27 protein-coding genes are annotated in these 25,419 nt (G+C 32.2%); 20 read left to right on the top strand and 7 right to left on the bottom strand.

Annotated features, from left to right (window positions below):
• Positions 1-44: 44 nt before the first annotated feature.
• From gcvH to Q0772_RS06260, 5 genes are all read left to right on the top strand, one after another.
• Positions 45-425 (top strand): glycine cleavage system protein GcvH, encoded by a 381-nt coding sequence (gene gcvH, locus Q0772_RS06240; RefSeq protein ID WP_298341566.1) that lies wholly within the window; start codon positions 45-47, stop codon positions 423-425.
• Complete coding sequence (locus Q0772_RS06245; RefSeq protein WP_298341568.1) at positions 418-795, top strand: VanZ family protein; 378 nt, start codon at positions 418-420, stop codon at positions 793-795. Before gcvH ends, Q0772_RS06245 begins: the two co-directional genes overlap by 8 nt.
• A 60-nt stretch (positions 796-855) precedes the next feature.
• On the top strand, positions 856-1,575 hold the full coding sequence (locus Q0772_RS06250; RefSeq protein WP_298341571.1) for an energy transducer TonB: 720 nt from the start codon (positions 856-858) through the stop codon (positions 1,573-1,575).
• Positions 1,576-1,740: 165 nt separating this feature from the next.
• Positions 1,741-2,532 (top strand): energy transducer TonB, encoded by a 792-nt coding sequence (locus Q0772_RS06255; RefSeq protein WP_298341574.1) that lies wholly within the window; start codon positions 1,741-1,743, stop codon positions 2,530-2,532.
• Between the two features lie 119 nt (positions 2,533-2,651).
• The gene (locus Q0772_RS06260; protein WP_298341577.1) at positions 2,652-4,751 is read left to right on the top strand and encodes a gliding motility protein RemB; all 2,100 of its coding nucleotides are present in this window, start codon (positions 2,652-2,654) and stop codon (positions 4,749-4,751) included.
• A 68-nt stretch (positions 4,752-4,819) separates the two neighbouring features.
• Here Q0772_RS06260 and Q0772_RS06265 read toward each other — a convergent pair whose 3' ends face one another.
• On the bottom strand, positions 4,820-5,689 hold the full coding sequence (locus Q0772_RS06265; RefSeq protein WP_298341579.1) for an MBL fold metallo-hydrolase: 870 nt from the start codon (positions 5,687-5,689) through the stop codon (positions 4,820-4,822).
• A 142-nt stretch (positions 5,690-5,831) separates the two neighbouring features.
• On the opposite strand from Q0772_RS06265, the gene cyoE reads away from it, so the two are divergent.
• From cyoE to tsaB, 14 genes are all read left to right on the top strand, one after another.
• Positions 5,832-6,725, top strand: coding sequence for a heme o synthase (cyoE, locus tag Q0772_RS06270; RefSeq protein WP_366105277.1), 894 nt, complete (start codon positions 5,832-5,834; stop codon positions 6,723-6,725).
• A gap of 4 nt (positions 6,726-6,729) precedes the next feature.
• Positions 6,730-7,311, top strand: coding sequence for a cytochrome c oxidase subunit 3 (locus tag Q0772_RS06275; RefSeq protein ID WP_298342436.1), 582 nt, complete (start codon positions 6,730-6,732; stop codon positions 7,309-7,311).
• A gap of 282 nt (positions 7,312-7,593) precedes the next feature.
• Positions 7,594-8,562 (top strand): cytochrome c oxidase subunit 3, encoded by a 969-nt coding sequence (locus Q0772_RS06280; protein ID WP_298341582.1) that lies wholly within the window; start codon positions 7,594-7,596, stop codon positions 8,560-8,562.
• A 52-nt stretch (positions 8,563-8,614) separates the two neighbouring features.
• The gene (locus Q0772_RS06285; protein WP_298341585.1) at positions 8,615-8,995 is read left to right on the top strand and encodes a cytochrome C oxidase subunit IV family protein; all 381 of its coding nucleotides are present in this window, start codon (positions 8,615-8,617) and stop codon (positions 8,993-8,995) included.
• Positions 8,996-9,326: 331 nt separating this feature from the next.
• Complete coding sequence (locus tag Q0772_RS06290; protein ID WP_298341588.1) at positions 9,327-10,046, top strand: hypothetical protein; 720 nt, start codon at positions 9,327-9,329, stop codon at positions 10,044-10,046.
• On the top strand, positions 10,039-10,779 hold the full coding sequence (locus tag Q0772_RS06295; RefSeq protein WP_298341590.1) for an SCO family protein: 741 nt from the start codon (positions 10,039-10,041) through the stop codon (positions 10,777-10,779). The genes Q0772_RS06290 and Q0772_RS06295 overlap by 8 nt, the downstream gene beginning before the upstream one ends.
• 76 nt (positions 10,780-10,855) lie before the next feature.
• Positions 10,856-11,392 carry a DUF420 domain-containing protein gene (locus tag Q0772_RS06300; protein WP_298341608.1) on the top strand — a complete coding sequence of 179 codons (537 nt, stop codon included), beginning with the start codon at positions 10,856-10,858 and terminating at the stop codon, positions 11,390-11,392.
• Between the two features lie 33 nt (positions 11,393-11,425).
• Positions 11,426-11,644 carry a hypothetical protein gene (locus Q0772_RS06305; RefSeq protein ID WP_298341611.1) on the top strand — a complete coding sequence of 73 codons (219 nt, stop codon included), beginning with the start codon at positions 11,426-11,428 and terminating at the stop codon, positions 11,642-11,644.
• Between the two features lie 87 nt (positions 11,645-11,731).
• A complete protein-coding gene (locus Q0772_RS06310; protein WP_298341614.1) occupies positions 11,732-12,433 on the top strand; it encodes an ABC transporter ATP-binding protein in 702 nt (233 codons plus the stop codon).
• Entirely contained in the window at positions 12,426-13,655 is a 1,230-nt protein-coding gene (locus Q0772_RS06315; RefSeq protein WP_298341617.1) for an ABC transporter permease, read from the top strand. The genes Q0772_RS06310 and Q0772_RS06315 overlap by 8 nt, the downstream gene beginning before the upstream one ends.
• A 1-nt stretch (position 13,656) precedes the next feature.
• A complete protein-coding gene (locus tag Q0772_RS06320) occupies positions 13,657-14,901 on the top strand; it encodes an ABC transporter permease (protein WP_298341620.1) in 1,245 nt (414 codons plus the stop codon).
• Between the two features lie 12 nt (positions 14,902-14,913).
• The gene (locus Q0772_RS06325; RefSeq protein WP_298341623.1) at positions 14,914-16,029 is read left to right on the top strand and encodes an efflux RND transporter periplasmic adaptor subunit; all 1,116 of its coding nucleotides are present in this window, start codon (positions 14,914-14,916) and stop codon (positions 16,027-16,029) included.
• Positions 16,016-17,473, top strand: a complete 1,458-nt coding sequence (locus tag Q0772_RS06330) for a TolC family protein (RefSeq protein WP_366105282.1) — start codon at positions 16,016-16,018, stop codon at positions 17,471-17,473. Before Q0772_RS06325 ends, Q0772_RS06330 begins: the two co-directional genes overlap by 14 nt.
• Before the next feature lie 73 nt (positions 17,474-17,546).
• Entirely contained in the window at positions 17,547-18,221 is a 675-nt protein-coding gene (gene tsaB, locus Q0772_RS06335) for a tRNA (adenosine(37)-N6)-threonylcarbamoyltransferase complex dimerization subunit type 1 TsaB (protein WP_298341626.1), read from the top strand.
• A gap of 80 nt (positions 18,222-18,301) precedes the next feature.
• On the opposite strand, the gene Q0772_RS06340 is transcribed toward tsaB, so the two are convergent.
• The 5 genes from Q0772_RS06340 to Q0772_RS06360 all read right to left on the bottom strand — a co-directional run bounded on the left by Q0772_RS06340 (position 18,302) and on the right by Q0772_RS06360 (position 22,943).
• Positions 18,302-19,132, bottom strand: coding sequence for a mechanosensitive ion channel domain-containing protein (locus Q0772_RS06340; RefSeq protein WP_298341629.1), 831 nt, complete (start codon positions 19,130-19,132; stop codon positions 18,302-18,304).
• A 75-nt stretch (positions 19,133-19,207) separates the two neighbouring features.
• Complete coding sequence (locus Q0772_RS06345) at positions 19,208-19,561, bottom strand: DUF1304 domain-containing protein (protein WP_298341632.1); 354 nt, start codon at positions 19,559-19,561, stop codon at positions 19,208-19,210.
• Positions 19,558-21,663: a thioredoxin domain-containing protein gene (locus tag Q0772_RS06350; protein ID WP_298341635.1), complete on the bottom strand. Its 2,106-nt coding sequence runs from the start codon at positions 21,661-21,663 to the stop codon at positions 19,558-19,560. Before Q0772_RS06350 ends, Q0772_RS06345 begins: the two co-directional genes overlap by 4 nt.
• A gap of 78 nt (positions 21,664-21,741) precedes the next feature.
• Positions 21,742-21,942, bottom strand: a complete 201-nt coding sequence (locus tag Q0772_RS06355) for a dodecin family protein (RefSeq protein ID WP_298341638.1) — start codon at positions 21,940-21,942, stop codon at positions 21,742-21,744.
• 95 nt (positions 21,943-22,037) lie between these two features.
• Entirely contained in the window at positions 22,038-22,943 is a 906-nt protein-coding gene (locus tag Q0772_RS06360; protein WP_298341641.1) for a NifU family protein, read from the bottom strand.
• Positions 22,944-23,117: 174 nt separating this feature from the next.
• Between Q0772_RS06360 and Q0772_RS06365 the strand changes: the two genes are divergently transcribed.
• Entirely contained in the window at positions 23,118-24,128 is a 1,011-nt protein-coding gene (locus tag Q0772_RS06365; protein WP_298341644.1) for a type IX secretion system membrane protein PorP/SprF, read from the top strand.
• A 37-nt stretch (positions 24,129-24,165) separates the two neighbouring features.
• Here the strand turns inward: Q0772_RS06365 and Q0772_RS06370 are convergent, their stop codons facing one another.
• Positions 24,166-25,323: a vWA domain-containing protein gene (locus tag Q0772_RS06370; protein ID WP_298341647.1), complete on the bottom strand. Its 1,158-nt coding sequence runs from the start codon at positions 25,321-25,323 to the stop codon at positions 24,166-24,168.
• Positions 25,324-25,419 lie beyond the last annotated feature (96 nt).

Genomic DNA, 25,419 nt, shown 5'->3' on the forward strand with positions numbered 1-25,419 from the left:
TTGAATAAATACATTTGTTGAATAACAATAAATTAAAAAACAGTATGAACATTCCATCAGAATTAAAATATACAAAAGACCATGAATGGGTAAAATTAGATGGCGATATTGCAACTATAGGGATCACTGATTTTGCACAAAGTGAATTGGGTGATATCGTTTATGTTGAGGTTGAAACTTTAGATGAAACTTTAGAAGCAGATGAGGTTTTTGGAACTGTGGAAGCGGTAAAAACTGTTTCAGATTTATTCTTACCTCTATCTGGTGAAATTATTGAATTCAATGAAAGTCTAGAAGACGAACCAGAAGTTGTAAACTCAAATCCTTATGATGCTGGTTGGATGATAAAATTGAAGTGCTCTGATTTATCTCAAGTGGACGGATTGATGTCTGCTGATGATTATAAATCTCTCATTGGTGCTTAAAAAAGTAACTTTTTTAGTAGCATTAATTTATACCATAGTTTTAGCCACGGTGAGTTTAATAACACTGAATAATCTTCCTGAAGTTCAAATCTCGTTTGCTGATAAAATTTTTCATTTTTTGGCTTATGGTATTTTTGTTGTTTTGTGGTATCTAGCTTTATATTATAAATTTAACCTTAAAAAAAGAAAAGCTATTGGCTATGCTTTTATTTTGGCTGTAACTTTTGGTATAATTATTGAAGTTTTACAAGATACTATGACAGCATCAAGAGCCTTAGACGTTTATGATGCTCTAGCTAATACTCTAGGGGCTTTAATGGCAGGAATTGTGTTGTGGATGAATAAATCTTTACACGTTAAAAACTCTTAAACACTTGTTTTTTTGATAAATAAATAGTTATTTTAGCAATCTTGATAAATGATTTAAATTATGGAACCTAAAAAGAATACCAAAGCAAATGTTGGACGTAACAGTTCACTTTTCTTCGCGATTGGATTAGCGCTAATGTTGTTTTTAACAAATTACGCTATAAATTACAAAACCTATGATAAATCTGATATTGATATCGGGCAATTAAACCTTGATGAAGAATTAGATGAGGAAATTCCGATTACAGAACAAATTCTTGCTCCACCACCTCCGCCACCACCACCTGCTGCACCAGAAGTGATAGAGATAGTTGAAGATGAAGTAGAAATTGAAGAAACGGTTATCGAATCTACCGAGGTTGATCAAGAAACAGAGATTGTGGAAGTTGAAGAAGTAGAAGTTGAAGCTATTGAAGAAGATATAGATGTTCCATTTTCAGTTATTGAAAATGTACCAATTTTCCCAGGATGTGAAAAAGGCAACAATAACACGAAAAGGGCTTGTATGTCCAAAAAGATATCTCAATTTGTAAATAAAAAATTTAATACAGAGTTAGCAGGTGACTTAGGTTTATCAGGAAGACAACGTATTAACGTAATTTTTAAAATTGATAAAACTGGTACGGTAACAGGTATCCGTGCAAGAGCACCACATCCAGGTTTAGAAAAAGAAGCTAAAAGAGTTATTGGATTATTACCAAAAATGAAACCAGGAAAACAACGTGGTAAACCAGTAAATGTTCCATACTCTTTACCAATAATTTTTCAAGTGCAAGACTAAGAATTTAATTCTTTAATTATATATCAAAACCTTAAAGCTAGCTTTGAGGTTTTTTTTGTTTTTTTAAAATAAATAAAATCCCGTTACCATTATGGAACGGGATTTCTTGTTTTGGTATGCTTATTGTGACTTTATCATAACATTAACATTTAAATTATAATTATTATGAGAAATCAAAAGAATTCTCACGAACTCATTCGGCAAAATGAGCAAATCGTGAAAAAATCACAAAAGCATGAAGCAAATTTACAAAAAAACTCAACCCTTTATTTTCAAATTGGATTGATTGTATGTTTAATAGCTGTATTTGGACTTCTTGAAATGAAGTTTGAGACTACAATTCCTAATTACAAAGAAGGTTTACCTTCAATTGATGATGAATTATTTGTTCATGTTCCAGTAATTAAAGAAATAGCGCCTGTAGTTGAAGAGCCAGTTAAGCAAAAGCGAGTAAAAGATCCAATCAATTTTGAAGAAGTGCCTAATGATACTCCAGAGAACCTTTTTAAGGAAGAGTTTTTAGAACCCTTGACTAATACTCCAGATATAGATCTTGATGATTTTACGCCTACCATAGAAAAACCCGTTGAACCAGAAAACGTTCCATTTATTTCTATTGAAAATGTACCAATTTATCCTGGCTGTGAAAAAGTGAAAGGTAATGAGGCAAGAAAAAAATGTATGTCTAAAAAAATAGCTAAACTCATACAACGAAAGTTTGATGGAGGAGACGTTGCCTCTAACTATGGTTTGTCAGGAAAACAAAAAATAGACGTCCAGTTTACTATTGATAAAACAGGAAAGGTAACTGATGTAAAAACTAGAGCGCCACACCCTAAGTTAGAAAAAGAAGCTGTTCGTGTAATTAATTTTATTCCAGAAATGACCCCAGGAAGACAAAGAGATAAAAACGTTGGTGTTATTTATAATTTACCAATTATATTTCAAGTTCAGTAAATACTTCATATAATTTCATGCTTTAAAAACCGTTATCTTGTTATGATAGCGGTTTTTTTTAATATATCATTATTAAAAATATAGTATCTTTCTACCCTAAATCAATTCTCAATAAAAACATGAAGCAAATTATTGCACTACTCCTACTTTTAGTTCAATATAATAGCTTTTCACAAAACGCTTTCACATCAGAGAAACCTCCTGTTTTTCCTGACTGCGAAAGTGTTGTTATAGATTCGCTACAACACTGTTTTGATAAACAAGTTTACAAACATATCTTCAGCAAATTTAAAGTTCCAGAGCGTGTCTCAAAAGAAGACTATAAAGGTAAAGTAGTTGTGATTTTTGAAGTAGATACTACAGGGTATTTTCGAGTTATTTATACTGATGCTATCTATGATGAGTTAAAAAAAGAAACCAAAAAGGTGTTTTCTGAGTTCCCTAAAATTCAACCAGCAACTTATAGCGGTAGAAAAGTATTCAAGCAATATTCAATTTCTATTAAAATTCCATTAGTCGACCAATCGATAGTTACTCAAGATTTAGCAGAAGAAAAAGAAATATCTAAATTGGAAGAGGCTGCTAAAACCGAATTTGATAAAGTTGATGAAGACTTAAAAGCCTTTGAGAATAAAGCGTTTCAAAGTCAATTAAATATTCAGTTTACCCATAGTGATTATGCCCGTTTTGATAGGCAAATGAACCTAATTGGCACCAATAGTCATACAGCCTCTAAACCTTTTGTTTACGAAGAGGTTTCTAAATATTTTGATTTTCAGGCAGAACAAGATCGATTAAAAAAAGAAGCCAATTCTTGGGGAGAAAAGAAATTATGGAACGAACATTTGGTGGAACTCCAAGGAAAAGATTATTGGTTTACTGTTGACCCTATTTTGGATTTAGAGTTTGGAATAGAATCGAACCTTGAAAATAATAAAACATATAATAACACTCGAGGAATTTTAATTCAGGGTGGTTTAGGTAGTAAATTAAATTTCTACGCTACCGTATTTGAAAGCCAAGGGCGTTTTGCAGATTATGTAAACCGGTATGCTGAAAGTTTAAAAGCGTTTGGTCCAGACCCAGCTATTATTCCTGGAAGGGGTATTGCGAAGCGATTTAAAACAGATTCTTATGATTATCCTGTAGCTGAAGCCTATTTGTCGTTTGCGCCTGCTAAGTTTATAAATATCCAGTTTGGGCATGGTAAAAACTTTATTGGAGATGGCTATCGCTCGTTATTGTTAGGAGATGCGGCTAGTCCACACCCATTTTTAAAATTGAATACCAAGTTTTGGAAAATAAAATATACCAATACCTGGATGTGGTTAAAAGATGTGCGCCCTGAAGTGGAGCAAGACAAAGCCTTTTTAACCAAATACATCGCTAACCATTATTTAAGTTGGAATGCCTCAAAACGATTAAATATTGGGTTGTTCGAATCGGTACTATGGACAAACTCTAACGACAGAGGTTTTGATGTAAATTATTTAAACCCTATTATATTTTACAGAGCTATTGAGTTTGAGACAGGGCAAGGTGCTGGTAATGCTATCCTTGGAGCTTCTGCAAAATATAAATGGAATGACAATGTGAATTTATACAGCCAGTTTATTTTAGATGAATTTTCTCTAGGTGATGTAAAAGCAGGTGAGAAAAGCTGGAAAAACAAATTTGGTTATCAATTGGGTGTTAAATACTTTAATGCTTTTAAAGTTGATAACTTATTATTACAATTTGAATATAATCGAGTTAGACCGTATACTTACTCACATAATACGATTGTGTTGAATTATGCACATAATAATCAATCTATGGCGCATTTATGGGGGGCTAACTTTAGTGAAGCCATCATCATTGGACGTTACCGTTACAAGCGTTGGTTTGGTGATGCCAAATTTATTTTTGGAACGCGTGGACTAGATTTTAATAACGGTGCTGATAATTTTAGTTACGGAGGTGATATATATAGAAGTGAAAACGATAGACCTTTCCAAACTGGTGTAGAAGTAGGTCAAGGAAATAAAGTAACTACCTTTAATGGGAATTTGCAGGCAGGTTATCTGATTAATCCAGCGTCTAACTTGAAAATTTTTACAGATATTTCCGTTAGAAATTTTGACCCTGAGGCGACTACAACTGCTACTTTTGAAAATAATACCCTCTGGATTAATTTTGGTTTAAGAACTGATTTGTTTAATTGGTATTTCGATAACTAAAGTTGTCGTGCTGAACTTGTTTCAGCATCTCAAATTATTTTTATTTCTGCGAAATCAGGAATCTTCTTTTATTCTTTTTTCAAACTCTTATAAAGTGTGCGCCTCATTTTCTCAGAAGAAACAAAACAGCAACCATAATATAAATCATCAAAGGTTTTTGTTAGGTTAGTATTTGAAACTACTTCATCTTCAGTTTTCCCATTACTAATTTCGGTTTCAACTTTACTTTTAAGTGTTTCTAGCATGTTTAAAAACGTAGTGTATTCTTGTTTGTTTGATTGCTTTCCATGGCCAGGGATTATTTTTGTGTTATCATCAACAAAAATCATAGCGCTTTTTACTGCATTGATATAACCGTCAACACTTCCGCCAGAGCTTAAATCGATGTATGGGTAACGTCCATTAAAATACGTATCGCCAGTATGAAGCACATTGCTTTTTGTAAAATAGAGTAATGCATCACCATCAGTATGCGCATTATCAATATGGAAAATCATGACTTGCTCACCATTAACATATAAACTCAATTTATCATTAAAAGTAATTACAGGAAGTGAAGCGTCTGTTTGTTTAGGGTTGTTTTTTACACGTTTATAAACATTATCGTGTGCAATTATTGCTGTGTTTAATTTTGAAATATTTTCGTTACCACCTGTGTGATCTCCATGGTGATGGGTGTTTGCTAAATATTTAATAGGTTTATCACTTACTTCTCTAATAGCTGCTAAAATTTTTGGTGTTAATGGTGCAAATTGACTATCAATCATAAAAACACCATCGTTTCCAACCGATATACCAATATTTCCTCCTTTGCCTTCAAGCATGTAAATACTTTCAGTGAGTTTGTATGTTTTTATAGTAACTTTCTTTTTTTGGGCACAAGCTAAAGTTACAGAACCAACAAAAAAGAAGACAAAAAGAAAGTGAAGTGATTTCATGAGCAGTTTTAAGATTATTGTACTCTAAAAATACAAATTTTAACGAGGACACGCGTTTAAATTTGAGATAAAGCATTGCTCAAATTGCTTTTAAGGCGTATCTTTGCACTCGCAAAGCGAAAGCGGTTAAGCATATAACATATTGAGTCGTTCAAAAACTTCATTAGCAACCCCTTCCGTAATTTCAGACTTTAAAGAAATTACTAAAATGCGTCTGTCTTTAAGTGTCGTATTTTCATCACTTGCAGGGTATTTGCTGGGTGTTGACACTATAGACTTTCAAACTTTAATATTACTAGCTTTAGGTGGTTATTTTATGGTTGGTGCTTCCAATGGATTTAATCAAATTATAGAAAAAGATTTAGATGCATTGATGAATCGTACGAAAAACAGACCAATACCTGCTGGACGTATGTCTGTGAATACAGCATTTGTTATTTCAACTATTTTTACAATACTAGGCATTGCTATTTTATATACCATAAATAAGCAAACGGCTATGTTTGGTGCGATATCTATTTTTTTATACACCTGTGCATATACGCCTTTAAAAACCAAAACACCTTTGGCGGTTTTTGTAGGAGCTATTCCTGGAGCTATTCCTTTTATGTTAGGCTGGGTAGCAGCAACAGATGATTTTGGTATTGAACCAGGAACCTTATTTGCATTACAATTTTTCTGGCAGTTCCCACATTTTTGGGCTATTGGTTGGTTTTTGTTTGAAGATTATAAAAAGGGCGGATTTTACATGTTGCCCACAGGTAAGCAAGATAAAGGTACGGCTGTACAAACCATTATGTATACAATATGGACGATTATAATTTCTATAATTCCAGTATTTGGATTTACAGGAAAATTGCAACTATCCATTGTAGCGGCTATTTTAGTTTTTGGTGCGGGCCTATGGTTTTTGTTTTATGCAATACGATTGTTTCGGTTAATGACTGAAAAAGCGGCAAGACAATTAATGCTTGTTAGTGTGTCTTACATTACTTTAATACAAATTATTTACGTTGCAGATAAATTTATCAGATAATATTATGGATTTAACTCAAGGAACAGCGCAGGAAAAAAATAGCAGAGCAAAAAAGATGATGCTTTGGTTTGGGATTATTTCTCTAATTATGTCTTTTGCAGGCTGGACAAGTGCCTTTGTGGTGAGTAGTTCAAGACCAGACTGGTTAAAGGATTTTGTATTGCCAAATGCTTTTGTAGTGAGTACTGTTGTAATAATTATTAGTAGTCTTACTTTTATTTTAGCAAAACGTGCTTTAAAAAGTGGAAATCATAAAGCAACAATGTTATGGTTATTTGCCACATTAATTCTAGGGTTTGTTTTTATTTTTAACCAGTTTTCGGGGTTTCAACAAATTATAGATTTAGGGTATAATTTTACTGGACCTACGAGTAATGTAACCATGTCTTATATTTATTTAATAGCCATTGTACACATTTTACATGTGGTTGTTGGATTGATTTGCTTATTGGTAGTAATTTATAATCATTTTAAACAAAAATATAGTGAGGAGAATATGTTAGGTTTTGGGCTAGCAGCAACCTTCTGGCATTTTATAGATATCTTATGGGTATACTTGTTTTTGTTTTTATATTTTGTAAGGTAACTGGTCTTAAATAATCGCAATTTTTGTTTTAAATATAAGGCTTTAGGGAGGTTACCCGCGTTAGGGATTGAGGCATATGTTGAAGCTCCCCGACCTAAGGAGGGAGCGACTGCCGAAAGCCCGACCGAAGAGACTCCTACAAGGTTTTTTCTAACTTGTAGGTACGGAAAGAAGGGAACGCTCAAATAGAAAAGAACAAGATTTTAATTTTTAGAGCACGATATTTTATTAGATGAATAAAATGATTATTTTTGTGCAACTTTTAAATAACAACCATTATATATGAGTACAGCAGTAGCAGAAGGCAAAACTTGGGGAGGCGGTAACCAACCGTTAAAAGCAAGTTACGGTAAAATGATGATGTGGTTTTTCATCGTTTCAGATGCTTTAACATTCTCTGGGTTTTTAGCAGCCTACGGATTTTCAAGATTTAAATTTATTGATGCATGGCCTATTGCCGACGAGGTGTTTACGCACTTTCCATTTTTACACGGTGTAGATGCACCAATGTACTATGTGGCGTTTATGACATTTGTACTTATTATGTCGTCTGTAACTATGGTGTTAGCTGTAGATGCAGGACATCATATGAATAAATCCAAAGTGACTATTTATATGTTTTTAACCATTATTGGTGGTTTAATATTTGTTGGGTCTCAGGCATGGGAGTGGAATACTTTTATTAAAGGTGATTATGGCGCTGTACAGACCAAAGGTGGAAATATTTTACAGTTTGTTGATAAGGAAGGTCATCGTATAGCTGTGAGAGATTTTGCAATGAATGCTCATGGAGAGCGTGTGCAGCATGAACGCAAAAACGGATTGTGGTTTGTTAACGAGGGTGCTTTACCAACTTACACTATGGACGAAGTAATTCATGGTTTACAAGCTAATAAAGATATTTTAGTACGTACTCAAATTATAAACGAAGAAGGCGAAAAAACAGTACTATCAAGAGAAGAATCTATAAACCAAATCATGAAAAATGGTAGGTTATATGTAGAAGGTGCTAACTTGCACGTTAACGAATATGGCTCACCGTTATTTGCAGACTTCTTTTTCTTTATAACTGGATTTCATGGATTTCACGTATTCTCTGGAGTTGTAATAAATATCATCATTTTCTTTAATGTTGTTTTAGGAACTTACGAAAGACGCGGAAGTTATGAAATGGTTGAAAAAGTAGGATTGTATTGGCACTTCGTAGATTTAGTTTGGGTATTTGTATTTACATTCTTCTATCTAGTTTAATTAAACAATATTCGCCAATAGCCAAAAGCTAGAGGCCAAAAGCAAATTTAAAATGGCACACGAACATAAATTAGAAATATTTCAAGGATTATTAAAATTTAAATCAAATACTCAAAAAATTTGGGGTGTTTTAATTTTTCTAACCATAGTAACAATTATAGAAGTAGCTTTGGGTATCTTCAAACCAGAATCGCTAATGGCAAAATTCTTAGGAATGAAAATCTTAAACTGGATATTCATTATACTAACCATTGTAAAAGCATACTATATTACATGGGATTTTATGCATATGCGAGATGAAACTAAAGGCTTAAGACGTATGGTGGTATGGACTGCTATCTTTCTAATACTTTATTTAATATTCATCTTATTACAAGAAGGTGGTTATGTTTTTGAAGTATACGATAATGGTTATATTAAAAGAGATTTTTAAGCAATAGCTTTTAAAAATTATAAATTAAATCCTGCCTAATGGCGGGATTTTTTTATTACAATATTTTGGGCGTTACCACAAGGGTCGGGCTTTTCGTTACAAGTCCTCGCACCTCTCCCAATAGCTAACGGGAAAGGGCTGTGGGCTATCCACTTCAATCCCTAACGCAACTATCCGCCAAATTATGTTATCAAACTTTATTTTAGACTATCAGAAGTGCTAGTTTTAACAAAAAAACAAGAAGCTAAATAGTAATATTAGAGCAACTAATAAGAACACTTTTTTGTATTTTTGCAAAACAATTTCAAGGAACAATAAACACTGATATTTAATGAATTATAAAAAGGTAAGTAGATACGTAGTTTTAGGGATTTTATTCTTTCTACCAGTTACTTTTTTATTGTTTTTGTATCCAGCTACCCATAATTACACGCCCTTAGAAATTGTAAATGAATCGGTTTTAGATATAGACAACTTTACTTCAAGTTCTGAAGAAAATATTGTTTTAAAAGACCATATTACGGTACTCGGTTTTTTTGGAAACAATCCAATAGCAAGTAATACTGCAGCCCTAAATTTAAAAGAGTTGGTGTATGATAAGTTTAAAGGCTTTAAGCGCTTTCAAGTAGTTGTTTTAATGCCAAAAGGTACAGAAGAAGCCGTAAAAAAATTAAAAGCAGAAATTAGTTCTTATCAAGATTTAAGATTTTGGCATTTTGTTTTTGGAGAACCAAGTGATATAAAACGTATGTTTTTTAGTTTAAAAACAAAGGGTAATCTATCAGCAGATTTGGCAACCAATCAAGTTTATGTTGTTGATAAAGATTTAAACCAACGCGGTAGATTGGACGATAGAACAGATAACGAAGTAGAAAAAAACAAACCTATTTACGGGCTCAGCGCTTACGATTGTATTGAAGTCGCAGAAATAAAAAACAAAATGAGTGACGATTTACGTATTTTATTTACAGAATATAGACAAAAAAGAAAAGGTGAGTTCAATTCTGATACCAGAAGAGCAAGCGATTTGAAATCTGAAACTAATGAGTAAAAAAACAAACTATTCATACATCGGTATAGCATTTATTATTCTTGTTTTTGGAATTATTTTTATTCCAAGAATTGTAGATAGAATATCTAATGATGATATTTCTAGACAAGAGAGTAGAAGTGATTTAAAGGAAGAGATTGTAAAACAATCAGATTTAGTTTTTATCCCGAATGGTGAATCTTTTAGGAAAGTACCCGCATTTTCATTTATAAATCAGAACGGAAAGACTATAACTAATAAAGATTACGAAGGTAAGGTGTATGTTATAGAATTCTTTTTTACAACATGTCCAACCATTTGCCCAAGAATGAATAGAAACCTCATACAAATCCAAAAGGAATTTGAAGGGTTTGAAGATTTTGGTGTAGCATCTTTTACAATTAACCCGCAGCACGATACTTCAGAGGTGCTTAAAGCATACGCTGACCAATACGGTGTTACCAACCCCAACTGGCATTTAATGACGGGAGACAAAGATGCCATATACAAATTATCAAACGAAGGGTTTTATATTTACGCAGCTGCAAATGATGATGTTGAAGGCGGATTTGAACATTCGGGTAATTTTGCTTTAATTGATAAAAACGGATTTATCAGATCCAGAGTTGTTAATGGAAATCCAATAATATATTATAACGGTATAACATCAGAGTCTGAAAAGATTGATGAAGATGGTAAGGCTGAAGAAATAAGTGCCCTAAAGGCAGATATAAAAAAGTTGCTTAACGAGTGACATTTATTATTTTGGAAATGTCACCCTGAGCGCAGTCGAAGGGTTGTTTCACAATAACCTTAAATGCTAGAGAATAATGAAAGATAATCAAGATAAAGTACTAGACGATAAAAAGTATAATAAACTAATTGTTGTACTATCCATTGTAATTCCTGTAGCTGTTGCAGCACTTTTTGGAATTAAAATCGATGCAGAACTACCAGTGTTTTTACCACCTATTTATGCGTCTATTAATGCGATAACAGCCTTAGTTTTAGTCTTGGCGTTCGTTGCTATTAAAAGTAAAAAAGTAATTCTGCATGAGCGCTTAATGAAATTTGCTATTATTTTATCAGTACTATTTTTATTGATGTATATCGCTTATCACATGACGAGTGATTCTACAAAGTTTGGAGGAGAAGGGATAGTTAAATACCTGTATTACTTTATTCTAATAAGCCATATTATATTATCAATAGCTGTTATTCCATTTGTATTAATCACCTATGTTAGGGCCATTACTAACAATATAGAAAGGCATAAAAGAATAGCAAAAATTACATTTCCGTTATGGCTTTATGTAGCTATTACAGGAGTTGTTGTTTATATAATGATTTCGCCTTATTATGCATAATATCATTTTAAGCAAAGCGAAAGAATCTGTAACATGAAGAAAGTAATTATCGTATTAGGTTTTATTTTTTTAGTTTCAATTTCAACTGAAGCGCAATGTGCCATGTGTCGTGCAGTACTAGAAAGTGAAGAAGGACAAACTGCTGCTCAAGGTATCAACGATGGGATTGTTTATTTAATGGCTATACCATATATACTTGTAGCAGGAATTGGATACTTTATTTATCGTAAATACAATACGTTAAAAAAGTAATAAAAAGTTTTTTGTCTTTCTTTTGTAACATTTCTTTGTAAGAGTAGTCTAACTTTAAGAGGAATCAATTTATCAATCAATCAAAGCATGCTTAAAATTCATCAATTGCACAAATCCTATGCTATAGGAGACTCCAGTTTACATGTTTTAAAAGGAATAGATCTTAATGTTGAAGAAGGCGAAATGGTTGCTATCATGGGTTCTTCTGGCTCTGGTAAATCAACATTGTTAAATATTATTGGCATGTTAGATGAAGCGGACTCTGGTGAGTATATTTTAGATGAGCTTCCAATTAAAAATCTTACCGAGAAAAAAGCAGCAGTGTATAGAAATAAGTTTCTAGGATTTATTTTTCAATCTTTTAATTTGATAAACTATAAAACGGCTCTTGAAAATGTAGCACTTCCTCTGTATTATCAAGGTTTAAAACGTAAAGAGCGTCAAGAGAAAGCATTATTTCATTTAGGAAAAGTTGGATTAGCAGATTGGGCTAAACACTTACCAAAAGAACTTTCTGGAGGTCAAAAGCAGCGTGTAGCTATTGCTAGAGCGTTGGCAGCAAATCCTAAATTACTTCTGGCTGATGAGCCGACAGGAGCTTTAGATACAAAAACATCCTATGATATTATGGCTTTTATTCAACAATTGAATGATGAAGGTAAAACCATATTAATGGTTACGCATGAAGAGGATATAGCTAATATGTGTAAACGTATTGTTCGTCTAAGAGATGGTGTAATAATGGAGGATAAAAAGGTTAATCAAGTAAGAGCAGAACAGTATGTTTGATATCGATCTTTGGCGAGAAATATTTCAAAGCATAAATATGAATAGAACCAGAAGCTTGTTGTCTGGTTTTACTGTGGCTTTTGCTATTTTGTTATTTACTATTCTTTTTGGAATTGCCAATGGATTACAAAACACCTTTGCGGAAGCTTTTGTTGATGATGCCAATAATTCAATTTCCATACGATCTGGCAGAACAACTAAAGCACACAAAGGATTGCAAGCAGGACGAAGAATTCAATTTAAAAATGAAGATTTTAATTATATAAAAGAAGATTTTGATGATAAAGTTGAGTTTATAACAGCAAGAATCTATAAAAACTTCCAAGCATCTTTTAAAGGAGAACAGAATAGATATAATATTCGAGCGGTTCATCCAGATCATCAATTTCTTGAGAAAACAAAAATTAAAGAAGGGCGCTACATTAATCAAAACGATTTGAATAATAAAACAAAGTCTGTTGTGATTGGTCGTTTAGTTGAAGAAGATTTATTCTTAAAAACAAGGGCGCTAGGTAAGTATCTTAACTTAGGCGGTATTCAATTTAAGGTTATTGGTGTTTTTACAGATGATGGTGGAGATAATGAAGAACGACAAATTTATATGCCTGTTACTACGGCACAATATCTTTATGGGAATAATGATTATATCGATCAAATTAACTTGACTTATAATCCAGAAATGGATTATGATCAAGCTTTAGCATTCAGTACCCTTTTAACAAAAAAATTAAAAAATCGATTTTCGGTAGCAAGAAGTGATCAAAGAGCTGTACGCGTGCGTAATATGGCTGAAGGAACTAAAGCTATAAGCCAAATGACGGTGGGATTAACATTTATAATTTTAGTAATAGGATTTGGAACCTTAATAGCTGGAATTGTTGGGGTTAGTAATATCATGATTTTTATAGTTAAAGAACGTACTAAAGAAATTGGTATTCGTAAGGCGCTAGGTGCTTCACCAAGATCAATCGTATCTATAATTTTAATAGAATCTATTCTGATAACAGCTATTGCGGGATATTTCGGATTATTGCTAGGTGTTGGTGTCTTAGAATGGGTTGGTCCTAATTTAAAGGAGTATTTTATAAAAGACCCAGGAGTAAGTAATGGTTTAGTTATAGGCGCAACACTTACATTAATTATAGCAGGTGCTATTGCTGGATATTTACCGGCAAAAAAGGCATCAAGAATTAAACCTATTGTAGCATTAAGAAACGATTAGCATGTTTAAATTTTTATTTGACAGAGATACATGGCAAGAAGTTTTTGATAGCTTTAGTAAAAACAAACTAAGGTCTATCTTAACTATGGTAGGTGTTTGGTGGGGTATTTTATTGCTTATAGGACTTTTAGGTTCTGCGCGTGGGTTAGAAAATTCATTTAATCGTTTATTCGGAAGTTTTGCTACTAATAGTGTATTTGTTTGGGGGCAAAGTACAAGCAAACCATTTAAAGGCTTTCAAGAAGGCAGGCAAGTATCCTTATCATTAACCGATGCAAAAAAAGTTGAAGAAAACGTTGAAGGTATTGAATTTTTGGTACCAAGAAATCAAAATCAAGCGAGTGTAGTCAGAAATTTTCTGTCTGGTAATTTTGGAATCAATGGAGATTACCCTTTGCTTGACCAAGTGCAAAAGAAAAAACTCATTCACGGACGTTTTATTAATCAAAATGATATTGATGACAATAAAAAGGTAGTTGTTATTTCTGAAGACGCTTATAAACAACTTTTTGAGAAAGATGAAATGCCTATAGGAGAATATATTGAAATTAATAAAATTAACTTTAAAGTTATAGGCATGTTTGAAAATGGGAATGTAAATATGGGCCCTACGTCCGATATGCATATTCCATTTACAACATTTCAGCAAATATATAATCAAGGCGATCAAATAGGATGGATGATGATTACAGGAAAGCCTGAATACGATATCAAACAAATTGAGGAAGATGCCAAATTACTACTTAAAAACCTAAATAAAATTCACCCTAAAGATAAACGAGCATTTGGTAGTTTTAATCTAGGAAAAGAATTTGATAAAGTAACAGGATTTTTAATAGGGATGCAATTTTTAACCTGGTTTGTAGGTATAGCTACTTTAATTGCAGGCGTTTTTGCTATTGGAAACATTTTATTAATTACAGTAAAAGAGCGCACTAAAGAAATTGGAGTGCGTAGAGCCTTAGGAGCAACACCATTTGAAATTAAAAGACAAATAGTTGTTGAAGCGGTTTTTTTAACCATAGTGGCAGGACTATTTGGAATTATAACTGGAGGTTGGATTTTAATTGGGCTAGACGCTGCATTTGGGCAAGGTGATGATGCCACAATAGTGAACGCATCCGTGTCAATAGGCGTTGTATTTATTGCTCTAGTTATCCTAGTTATTTTAGGAACTTTAATAGGGTTAATACCAGCATTTAAAGCCACTAGTGTAAAACCAATAGAAGCATTAAGAGAAGAATAAACAATCAAAAAAATGAACAAAACAGTAAAAATTATTTTAGTATTAGTTGCTATCATAGCACTAGCATTTGTTTTAAAGTATTTTAAAGATGCTAATTCAAAAGATGTGGTTGATTATAAAGTGGAAGAGCCTTTTTATACGTCAATAAACACCAAGGCTGTAGCAACAGGAAAATTAAATCCTGAAGAAGAGATTGAATTAAAACCTCAAATTTCAGGTATTGTAGATAAAATACTTGTTGAAGAAGGTGATAAAGTAAAAAAAGGAGACTTAATTGCTACCATTCGAGTGGTGCCAAATGAGCAAAATTTAGTCGCTTCAAAAGGAAGGATATCTACTTCCAAGTTGTCTTACGATAACGCTAAAGTGTTATATGATAGAAATAAAAGTCTATTTGAAAAAGGCGTAATATCTCAACAAGATTTTGAAAACAGTGAGCTGTCTTTTAATCAAGCAAAAGAATCTTTAGCCCAAGCTCAAAATGATTATCAAATTATTAAGCGAGGTTCTATTTCTGGAGGAAGTTCAGCAAACACAAATATTATAGCTCAAATACCTGGTACTATCTTAGAAATTCCTGTTCGTGAGGGTGATCAAGTTATACAAAGTAACAACTTTAATGCAGGTACAACTATTGCCACTATTGCTGATATGAGTTTAATGATTTTTGAAGGAAAGCTTGATGAAGCTGAAGTAGGTAAAGTTCAAGAAGGTAAAGATATAAAAGTGCTGTTAGGTGCCATTAATGATAAAGAGTTTCCAGCTAAATTAACTTTTGTTGCTCCAAAGGGAATAGAAGAAAATGGTGCTGTACAGTTTACAATAAAAGCTGATGTAACTATTGATTCACTTACAAATATTAGAGCAGGCTACAGTGCTAATGCAGAAATAGATATTGAAGCTAAGGATAGTGTTTTGTCCATTAGAGAAGCTCTATTACAGTATAATAGAATTACCGAAAAACCTTTTGTTGAAATAGAACAAGAAGATGGGAAATTTAAAAAGGAAAATGTTGAGTTAGGTTTATCCGATGGTATTAACGTTGAAATAACAGAAGGTGTTAAAGAAGGCGACAAAATTAAAGTTTGGAATAAAGCATCAAAAGATAACGAAGATGATGAAGACTAATATGAAATTAACGAGCTTATATATGGTCCTTTTTTGTTCGATGTTGTCTTTTTCACAACAAAAAAAATGGACGCTTCTAGAATGTGTTAATTATGCATTAGAGAATAACATTTCTATACAACAAAGTGAATTAGATGTTCAGCTAAGTGAATTAAACAGAAAAGATGCTATTGGTAATTTTCTACCTACGGTAAATGCCTCGGGGAATCACTCGTGGAACATAGGTTTAAACCAAAATATCACAACAGGTTTACTAGAGAACTTAACAACTCAGTTTACTTCTTTAGGTGTGTCATCTAATGTTACAATTTATAATGGTTTAAGAAATATGAATCAGTTGCATCGCTCTAATCTTGAAATATTGGCAAGTCAATACCGCCTTTCAGATATGAAAGATGATATTTCACTTTTAATAGCAAATTCATTTCTTCAAATTTTATTTAATAAAGAGCAGCTTAAAATTCAAAAAGCACAGTATGAAATTACTAATCAAGATTTGAAGCGAACAGAAGAGCTAGTTGAAGCTGGTGTTTTGCCTAAAGGAGATGCTTTAGAGTTAATAGCCACTTTGTCTTCCCAAGAGCAACAAATAGTTAATACTGAAAACACATTATTATTATCTAAAATAAGTTTAGCACAAACATTGCGTATTGACGATTATCAAAATTTTGATACTATGGATGTTGAATATGATGTACCGTTAACTACGATTTTGGAGGAGTCTCCAAAAGCCGTTGTAGAAAAAGCAAAAGAAAGACGGTACGATTTAAGAATAGCAGATGCTAATGTAAAGCTTGCAGAGTACGATTTAAAATTAGCTAAAGGTAATTTGCAGCCTTCTTTAAGTGGGTTTTACCGTTATAATACAAGAGCATCTTACAGTGATAGAGTTTTAGGTGTAGAAAGAACACCAGATGGAACTAATACTGCAATCGGTTTTGTTGAAGTAACAGGACAGACTGTATTATCACCAAATTTTACTACAGACAGAATTATTGCAGGTCCAGACGATATATTAAGTCAGTTTAGTTTAAACGATGGACATAATTTTGGAGTTAGTTTAAACATTCCTATTTTAAATGGATTTTCAGCGAAAAACAATGTGCAGCGAAATATTGTTAATTTGGAGCGAACTAAAAATCAATACGACCAAACTCAGTTAGATTTAGAGACAGAAGTTTACCAAGCTATGAATGATGCTAGGGGAGCTTTAACAGCTTATGAAGCGGCATTAAAAACAGAAGAAGCTAGAAGAGAAGCTTTTAATTACGCGAAAGAACGTTATAATATTGGGTTGTCTAATTCTTTTGATTTTAGTCAATCTCAAGCACGTTATGAGCAGTCTCAGAGCGAGGTGGTAAGAACAAAATACGATTATATTTTTAAGTTGAAAGTGTTGGAGTTTTACTTCGGAATTCCTATAACTGACTTAAGACAAAATTAACTGTATTGTTCTAATCTTTGGTTTTAATAAGAAAGTTTAAGACTTTTACACAGATAATTTTTAACCAAACATATTGGCATATATTTTAAGCTTAGAGACAGCAACTACGAATTGTTCAGTTTCTCTTTCAAAAGATGGTAAAACGATTGTTTTGAAAGAAGATAATGATAAAAGTTATTCGCATGCCGAAAGGCTTCATGTTTATATAAATGAAGTTTTAAAAGAGGCAAACCTATCTTCAAGTAATATAGATGCCATTGCGGTTAGTAAAGGCCCTGGTTCTTACACCGGTTTGCGTATTGGAGTTTCTGCTGCTAAAGGTTTATGTTTTGCATTAGATAAACCATTGATATCTATTCCAACTTTAGATGTTCTAGCACATCAAGTTAAAGTTAATGATGGTGTTATTGTCTCAATGCTTGATGCTAGGCGTATGGAAGTATATTCAGCTGTTTACGATTCAGATTATAAGCAATTACGTAATACTGAAGCACAAATTTTAGATGAAAAGTCATTTGAGGATTATTTGCAGAAAGGAAAAGTTTATTTTGTTGGTAATGGTGTTGAAAAAAGCAAAACACTAATTAATCATCAAAATGCTGTTTTTATAGAAGCAAAGTTACCTTCTGCAAATGAAATGAGTTTGTTAGCTTATAATAAATATAAAATAAGCGACATCGAAGATGTCGCTTATTTTGAACCTTATTATTTAAAAGACTTTGTGGCTTTAAAACCTAAGGCAAAATAAATCCTAAAACGTACTATTAAAAAAAGCCCCATCAATTTTAAAAATATTGATGAGGCTAAATATTTATGTAAAAAAGGATGTTAACCTTCTTTGTGTATTTCTACGCTGTGTGGGTAAGGTATTTCAATACCAGCAGCATCAAGTGCTATTTTGCATTTTTCAATAGTGCCAAAGTAAACATCCCAATAATCAGCAACTGTTGAGTAAGGTCTTACAGCAAAGTTAACCGAACTATCTGCTAACTCTGATACATTTACAGAAGGAGCAGGATCTTTTAAAACCTGAGGATTGTCTGTTAAAACTTTCATTAAAACATCTTTTGTTTGTTTAATATCGGCGTCATAACTAACGCCAATAGTTAAATCTACACGTAGTTTCCCTTCAGTAGAATAATTTGTGATATTACCATTAGAAAGAGCCCCGTTGGGTATAATAATTTCTTTGTTAGTTGGAGAAACTATTTTAGTTGTAAAGATCTCAATTTCTTTAACTACACCTAATTCTCCTTGAGCCTCAATTAAGTCGCCAATTTTAATAGGTTTAAAAATCATTAATAAAACACCTCCAGCAAAATTACCAAGAGAGCCTTGTAAGGCCATACCAATAGCAAGACCAGCAGCAGCTAAAATTGCAGCAAATGATGTGGTTTCAACCCCTAAATTTGCAAGTATAGATAAGATTAATAGTATTTTTAAAATCCACCCTACTAAATTCAATAAAAACTTTTGTAAGCTTTCATCATAATTCTTTTTAGACATTACTTTTTCTAATCCTTTGGTTAGTTTTCTAATAATCCAAGAACCAACAATCCAAATTATAATTGCACCAATTACCTTTAGTCCGTAATTTGAAATAAATTCTATCCCCATATCAATCCATTTTTGAGGATTAGTGTTTTCTAAGTTTTCCATACATTTTAGTTTTTAGTAAATACGAAGTTAAAAACTATACTTAAGTTTTTAACTGTTTATATGATTAATTAATTTTTAAATAAAGCAAAAAAGTAGAGCAATTATTGCAGGAACTCCTTGTACTAAAAATAACTTTATTTGCTTTGTGGAGTAAGACCCGTAAATACCTGCAATAGTCACACAAATTAAAAAGAAAATGGCGATTTTTTTATCATCAATAATTATTGAGAATACTAAACCAGCAGCTAGAAAGCCATTGTAAAGACCCTGGTTAGCGGCCAAAACCTTTGTTTCTTCTGCAAATTTCTTTGATTTTAATCCAAACGTTTTAATTCCTTTTTTTGTTGTCCATAAAAACATCTCTAAAATCATAAAGTAAAAATGCTCTAAGGCAACAAATGCTATTAAAGAGATTGCAAGTAAACTCATTTTTTTAAAAATTTAATCGCCTTATTAACTTCTGAAACAGGAAGCTTGCAAGCTTTGTTTACACACACGTAAATAAACGTATTGTCTGGGTTGTATCTGTTTTCGAGCAGTGGCATATTGTTTTCTGATGTACTTCCAGCAATAAGCTTGTTAGGAATATAATTTTGATTTAGTTGTTTTATTTTTTCTTTTGCATCTTTTCCAACAATTGCAACTTCATAGTAAGGTTTTGCATAATTTAGCATTAAATTAAACCAATTAGAGTATCCAGATGGATATTCTTGCATTTCTGGTTTAACATTGTTAAGCATCGTCATCGCTGTTTTACCGAAGTGTTCATTATCATAATAATGTGATAATTTAAATAGGTTTTTAGCCATGATTGAATTACTAGATGGAATCACATTATCTCGATACTCAATACTTCTTGATACTAATGAAGCATCTTCATTTGAGGTAAAAAAGAACATGTTACTAGACTCATCAAAAAAATGATCGAATGTGTAGTTAGCTAAATCTTGGCTAATTTTCAACCATTTTTCATTCAAAGTATTTTCATAAAGCGCAATAAAAGCGTCTATTGTGGTTGCATAATCTTCTAAATAACCATTAATACTACTCGTACCATTTTTGTAATTATGATTTAGTCCACCATCTTTTCTTAATTGATTATCTACAATGAAATTGGCATTCTTTTTAGCTGAAGCCAGATAATCTTCATTATTAAATACTCGATAAGCATCAATATAACCTTTGAGCATAATAGCATTCCATGAGGTAAGGGTCTTGTCATCTAGCCTTGGCTTAGCTCTTTTGTTGCGTTCTTTTAAAAGGATGGTTTTCCATTGATTTTTTTTATCTTCTAATGAAGCTCTAGAAAGTTTGTGTTTTTCTATGATTTTAGTATCATCATCTTTTCTTATGAGGACATAATTATCATGTTCCCAAAAACCATAGTCATTAACGTTATAGTAGTCTGAAAACAATTTAAAATCTTCTTGTAAGAGCGTTTTTAGCTCGTCTTTATTCCAAACGTAAAAAGCACCTTCTTCTAATTCTCCCTCTTTAGTATTACTATCTGCATCTAATGACGAGTAAAAAGCACCATCACTAGTAGTCATATTGTATTTAATATAATTTAAAGTTTCTACAACAGTATTTTTATATAATTCGTTTTTAGAAATAAGGTAAGCATCTGAATATAGGCTTACTAATTGTCCATTATCATAAAGCATTTTTTCGAAGTGAGGGACATGCCATTTTTTATCAACAGAATATCTTGAAAATCCACCACCAATCTGATCAAAAACACCACCATAAGCCATTTGTTTGAGTGTTAGATTAACAAAGTTTAATAATTCATGATCGTTATTTTGATAGGCATACCTTAATAGGAAATGGTAATTATTTGGCATCATAAACTTTGGAGCTCTATCCATACCACCAAGTTTATTATCAAATTGTTTTGACCAATTTTTAATAGCATCTTTAATAAAGGGCGTTTTAAAAACAGGCTCATCCGTATTTAATTGAACAACATCTAATGATTTGATACCTTCCTCTAATTTATCAGCATATTCTTGAAGTCGTTCAGGGTTCTCACTGTATAATTTGGAGATTTGCTCTAAAGCATCCATCCATTGTTCCTTTTTGAAATAAGTACCTCCCCAAACGGGTCTTCCGTCTGGTAAAGTAATAACGTTTAAAGGCCAGCCACCACTACCTGTCATTAACTGTACCGCATTCATATATACTTGATCTACATCAGGTCGTTCTTCTCTATCAACTTTTATATTGATAAAGTTTTTATTCATTACTTGAGCTACAAGGCTATCTTCAAAACTTTCATGTTCCATAACATGACACCAATGGCAAGCAGCATAACCGACACTAATAAGTATTAATTTACTTTCAGTTTTTGCTTTTTCTAAGGTAGTGTCGTTCCATGGATTCCAATCAACCGGATTGTGTGCATGTTGTAAAAGATAAGGGCTAGTTTCATTTACAAGCGCATTGGTATATTTGTGTTTTGTGGCTTCTGAATTTTCACCTTTACAGCCAATAATTAGAATGGAAATAACGAGTAGAGATAGATACTTCATTTATCAAAGTTAGCGAATTTTAAGCATAAAAAAAGCGCTCTATTGAAGAACGCTTTTTGTTTGATTTTGAAGTGAAAATTATTTTACTTCAAATGTGATTTTTACGTTTACTCGAAAGTCAATAACTTCTCCATTATCTACGCTAGCACTTTGGTCTTGTACATATACAGATCGGATATTTTTTATGCTTTTTGAAGCTTCTTTTACGGCTTTCTTTGTAGCGTCTTCCCAACTTTTTTCTGAGTTTGCTAAAATTTCAATTACTTTTAAAACTGCCATGATTTTTATGTTTTTAGATTAATATTCAGTAACTACTCCTCGTTTTTGAAGGTAGCATTTTTTTGACACTTAAAAATATAAAAAGTCACAGGTGTCTAGCCGTTTATAGCTTCAACAGTTTCAACTTTTCCAGGAAGCATTTCTTTGAGCATGTTTTCAATACCACTCTTTAAAGTATACGTAGATGATGGACAACCACTACATGCACCTTGTAGCAAAACACTAACATTTTTATCATTAGAGTCGTAAGAAATGAATTGAATATTCCCACCATCACTGGCTACAGCAGGTTTAACGTATTCTTCTAGAATATTTACAATTTCTTTTGATGTATCATCTAATGCCTCAAAATTACTATCTTTTTGAGCTGAAGTTTTTTGCAGTGTTTCCGCAGCTTCTGGAGAAACAATATCCTTGTCAGTTTCAATATATTTTTTAATATACTCTCTAATTTCTACAGTGATTTCTTGCCATTCTGTAATATCATATTTTGTGATAGAAACGTAGTTTTCATCTATAAATACACTTTTTACAAACGGAAAGTGAAAAAGTTCTGTTGCTAATGGCGAATATTTAGCATCTTCTATGGATGTGAATTCGTATAAAGCAGTAACCAATTTTTTATTAGCAACAAACTTCATAACTGATGGGTTAGGTGTACTTTCAGCATAAACAGTTACAGGAACTTTTTTTTGTGCTTCAGCAGTATCTTCAACAACAATTCCTCCATCATTTAAATACGCCTCTATTTGTTCTGCAACTTCATCTTGTACATCTTTCCACTCAACAATATTGTAACGTTCTACTGCAATAAAATTTCCAGAAATATATACTTTCTTTACAAACGGTAAGTAGAACAATTGTTGAGCTATAGGAGATGATTTTGCTTCATCAATATTATTAAACTCAAAACTCTGATGTTTCGTGATAAATTGATTTACCTCGAATTTTATTATAGAATTATTAGATGTTTCTTGCACAGAAACCTTGAAAGTGTTCATTTTAGCTAATTTTTTACAAAAATACTAAAAGAAAACTTTAGATATCCATATATTTGAGTATTGTTGGTTTTTTGAAATACACCTTAAGATAAAGTGCAACTTTATCTTTTTTATGTGTAATTTTTTAATAATCAAGACGTTTGTATAAAACCAAACCTACTTGGGAAAAAATTTATGAAAATAAAAAATATCATTTTAGTGGCAATTATGGTTGTGTGTTCTAACATAACGATGTCTCAGGAGGGCTTGCCAATTTATACTGATTACTTAACAGACAACTATTATTTAATTCATCCGTCTATGGCTGGAGTTGCAAACTGTGCAAAAGTTAGAATAACTGGTCGACAGCAGTGGTTTGGGCAGGATGACGCACCAAAACTTTTAACAATGAGTGTTAATGGTAGGATAGGAGATTCTCAATCAGGGATTGGAGGGATATTGTACGCCGATAAAAACGGGTTTCATTCTCAAAAAGGAGCCTATTTTACTTATGCACATCATTTAATGTTTTCTAGAAGCGAAGCAGATTTAAATATGCTTTCTTTTGGTCTAAGTGCTGGTTTTGTTCAGTACCAATTAGATGAAACTACATTTTTAAATGGTGCTCCTGTGCAAGATGATTTGATTAGCGGAACTGTAGAGAGTCAAACAAATTTTAATGTTGATTTAGGGTTCTCATATCACTATCTTGATTTTTACGCGCATGCTACAGTAAAAAATCTTTTAGAGAATTCAGGAATTAATAGGGATACTGAAATTACAAGTAATCTAAGACGTTTTTTAATTTCTGCTGGCTATGTCTATAGCAAATATGGTAGCGAGTGGAGTTACGAACCTTCTGTAATGTTTCAATATAGAGATTTAACAAAAGAAGCTGCAATTGACGTAAATGCTAAAGTTTACAAGCAAATGGATTTTGGTAAAATTTGGGGAGGATTATCATATAGACAAAGTTTAGACGGTGCAGAATTTATAACTAGCTCTAATGCTGTAAGTAGCCAAAAGCTTCAACAAATTACACCTATCTTAGGGGTTAATTATAACAACTTTATGTTTGCTTATAATTACACTTATCAAATGAATGATGTGGTCTTTACAAGTGGTGGTTTTCACCAAATAACATTAGGGTATAACTTTAACTGTAGACGAGAGCGTTACAAATGTAATTGTCCTGCAGTAAATTAAATAGAAAAGAGGCTCAATTTTGAGCCTCTTTTTATTTTTACTCCCAAGTATATTTTTTCTTTTTAGCTTGTTCTTTTATAGCTTTAGTCATGGCATTTTCTAAGCCATTAGTATTTTCTTTTTTATGTTTTAGCACATAATCTTTACGTTTATTGTTTAATTCTTTAATTTTATTCTGAATGGTTTCTCGTTCTTTACTTTTTTTAGAAACATAACTCTTAATTTCTGATTTAGTTTTGCCTTTTAATTCTTGTGGCAATTCACTATCTGAAATGGCTTCAATGTTAACTTCTTCTAATTCAACAGCATCTACCAAATCCCAACTTTTGTTTTTGTAAAGATGAGAACTTTTACTAACCGTTCGTTTTACAGCATTGGCTTTACTGTAACCGCTTGCATTCATGTCTTGTTCAGCTTGAAGAGCCATTTTTTTCTCACCTTTTCTGCCATAAGCCACATAAGTTTTATTAAGCTTTTGGTTTAAAATTAAAATATCATCATCATAAGGCGAAGCGATATGGACTGTGGCACGATTTTGATTTATAGCCATATAATCGCCATGAGTTAATTGTGCACCGTCTTTCCAATATGAAGATATGCCCTGATTATAGTCACCACAAAAAATAGTATTGATAGTTATATCTTTTTCTTTGGCATTTGCAGAGGCATCTTGGTAGTTAACTTTTCCTTGTGTAAAAGGTTCGTTTCCAGCAATAAAGATGAGTTTTAGGTCATCTGAGTTTTTACCCCAATTTAATTGGTTTAATGAGGTTTGAATTACCTGTCCACAATATTCATTACCACCATTTGTAGTTAAAGAAAAAAGCTCTTTCGAGATATCATCTAAATCGTCACTAAAAGCCAGAACTTGCCTGATATGGCCTTCTGAACTATTAAGTCTATCGTTCCCATATTCGTATAGAGCAATTTGTAGATTTGGTTTTTTGGTTCCACATTTAGCATAAGACAGCTCGTTTACAATATCCCAAAGTTGTGCTTTAGCTTGATCTATCAACCCATCCATACTATTACTAGTATCTAATAGTAAAGCTACTTTTATAAATTGTTTATTAGGTTCGTGATACATGGCTTTTATTTGGCTAGCAGCTACATGTTGTTTTTTATTTTTAGCATTACAGGAAGTAAACCCAATTAATGCTATGAAGAGTAAAAGTGTTTTAAAATAGGTTTTCATAAGATTTTGTTTTTAGATTAATGATAAATGAGTCATTAAGACTCTTTACTAATAGTGTAAAACTAAAATCAACTTAATTCATAAAAAAAGTATAAT

Source organism: uncultured Algibacter sp., assembly GCF_947490405.1.
In the GTDB taxonomy this organism is placed as follows: domain Bacteria; phylum Bacteroidota; class Bacteroidia; order Flavobacteriales; family Flavobacteriaceae; genus Algibacter_B.

Bases quoted from the DNA above. Each gene is read 5' to 3' on its own strand.
- gcvH (WP_298341566.1), top strand. From the start codon at position 45: ATGAACATTCCATCAGAATTAAAATATACAAAAGACCATGAATGGGTA.
- Q0772_RS06250 (WP_298341571.1), top strand. From the start codon at position 856: ATGGAACCTAAAAAGAATACCAAAGCAAATGTTGGACGTAACAGTTCA.
- Q0772_RS06255 (WP_298341574.1), top strand. From the start codon at position 1,741: ATGAGAAATCAAAAGAATTCTCACGAACTCATTCGGCAAAATGAGCAA.
- Q0772_RS06260 (WP_298341577.1), top strand. From the start codon at position 2,652: ATGAAGCAAATTATTGCACTACTCCTACTTTTAGTTCAATATAATAGC.
- Q0772_RS06265 (WP_298341579.1), bottom strand. From the start codon at position 5,689: ATGAAATCACTTCACTTTCTTTTTGTCTTCTTTTTTGTTGGTTCTGTA.
- Q0772_RS06275 (WP_298342436.1), top strand. From the start codon at position 6,730: ATGGATTTAACTCAAGGAACAGCGCAGGAAAAAAATAGCAGAGCAAAA.
- Q0772_RS06280 (WP_298341582.1), top strand. From the start codon at position 7,594: ATGAGTACAGCAGTAGCAGAAGGCAAAACTTGGGGAGGCGGTAACCAA.
- Q0772_RS06285 (WP_298341585.1), top strand. From the start codon at position 8,615: ATGGCACACGAACATAAATTAGAAATATTTCAAGGATTATTAAAATTT.
- Q0772_RS06290 (WP_298341588.1), top strand. From the start codon at position 9,327: ATGAATTATAAAAAGGTAAGTAGATACGTAGTTTTAGGGATTTTATTC.
- Q0772_RS06295 (WP_298341590.1), top strand. From the start codon at position 10,039: ATGAGTAAAAAAACAAACTATTCATACATCGGTATAGCATTTATTATT.
- Q0772_RS06300 (WP_298341608.1), top strand. From the start codon at position 10,856: ATGAAAGATAATCAAGATAAAGTACTAGACGATAAAAAGTATAATAAA.
- Q0772_RS06305 (WP_298341611.1), top strand. From the start codon at position 11,426: ATGAAGAAAGTAATTATCGTATTAGGTTTTATTTTTTTAGTTTCAATT.
- Q0772_RS06310 (WP_298341614.1), top strand. From the start codon at position 11,732: ATGCTTAAAATTCATCAATTGCACAAATCCTATGCTATAGGAGACTCC.
- Q0772_RS06315 (WP_298341617.1), top strand. From the start codon at position 12,426: ATGTTTGATATCGATCTTTGGCGAGAAATATTTCAAAGCATAAATATG.
- Q0772_RS06320 (WP_298341620.1), top strand. From the start codon at position 13,657: ATGTTTAAATTTTTATTTGACAGAGATACATGGCAAGAAGTTTTTGAT.
- Q0772_RS06325 (WP_298341623.1), top strand. From the start codon at position 14,914: ATGAACAAAACAGTAAAAATTATTTTAGTATTAGTTGCTATCATAGCA.
- Q0772_RS06330 (WP_366105282.1), top strand. From the start codon at position 16,016: ATGATGAAGACTAATATGAAATTAACGAGCTTATATATGGTCCTTTTT.
- Q0772_RS06340 (WP_298341629.1), bottom strand. From the start codon at position 19,132: ATGGAAAACTTAGAAAACACTAATCCTCAAAAATGGATTGATATGGGG.
- Q0772_RS06345 (WP_298341632.1), bottom strand. From the start codon at position 19,561: ATGAGTTTACTTGCAATCTCTTTAATAGCATTTGTTGCCTTAGAGCAT.
- Q0772_RS06350 (WP_298341635.1), bottom strand. From the start codon at position 21,663: ATGAAGTATCTATCTCTACTCGTTATTTCCATTCTAATTATTGGCTGT.
- Q0772_RS06355 (WP_298341638.1), bottom strand. From the start codon at position 21,942: ATGGCAGTTTTAAAAGTAATTGAAATTTTAGCAAACTCAGAAAAAAGT.
- Q0772_RS06360 (WP_298341641.1), bottom strand. From the start codon at position 22,943: ATGAACACTTTCAAGGTTTCTGTGCAAGAAACATCTAATAATTCTATA.
- Q0772_RS06365 (WP_298341644.1), top strand. From the start codon at position 23,118: ATGAAAATAAAAAATATCATTTTAGTGGCAATTATGGTTGTGTGTTCT.
- Q0772_RS06370 (WP_298341647.1), bottom strand. From the start codon at position 25,323: ATGAAAACCTATTTTAAAACACTTTTACTCTTCATAGCATTAATTGGG.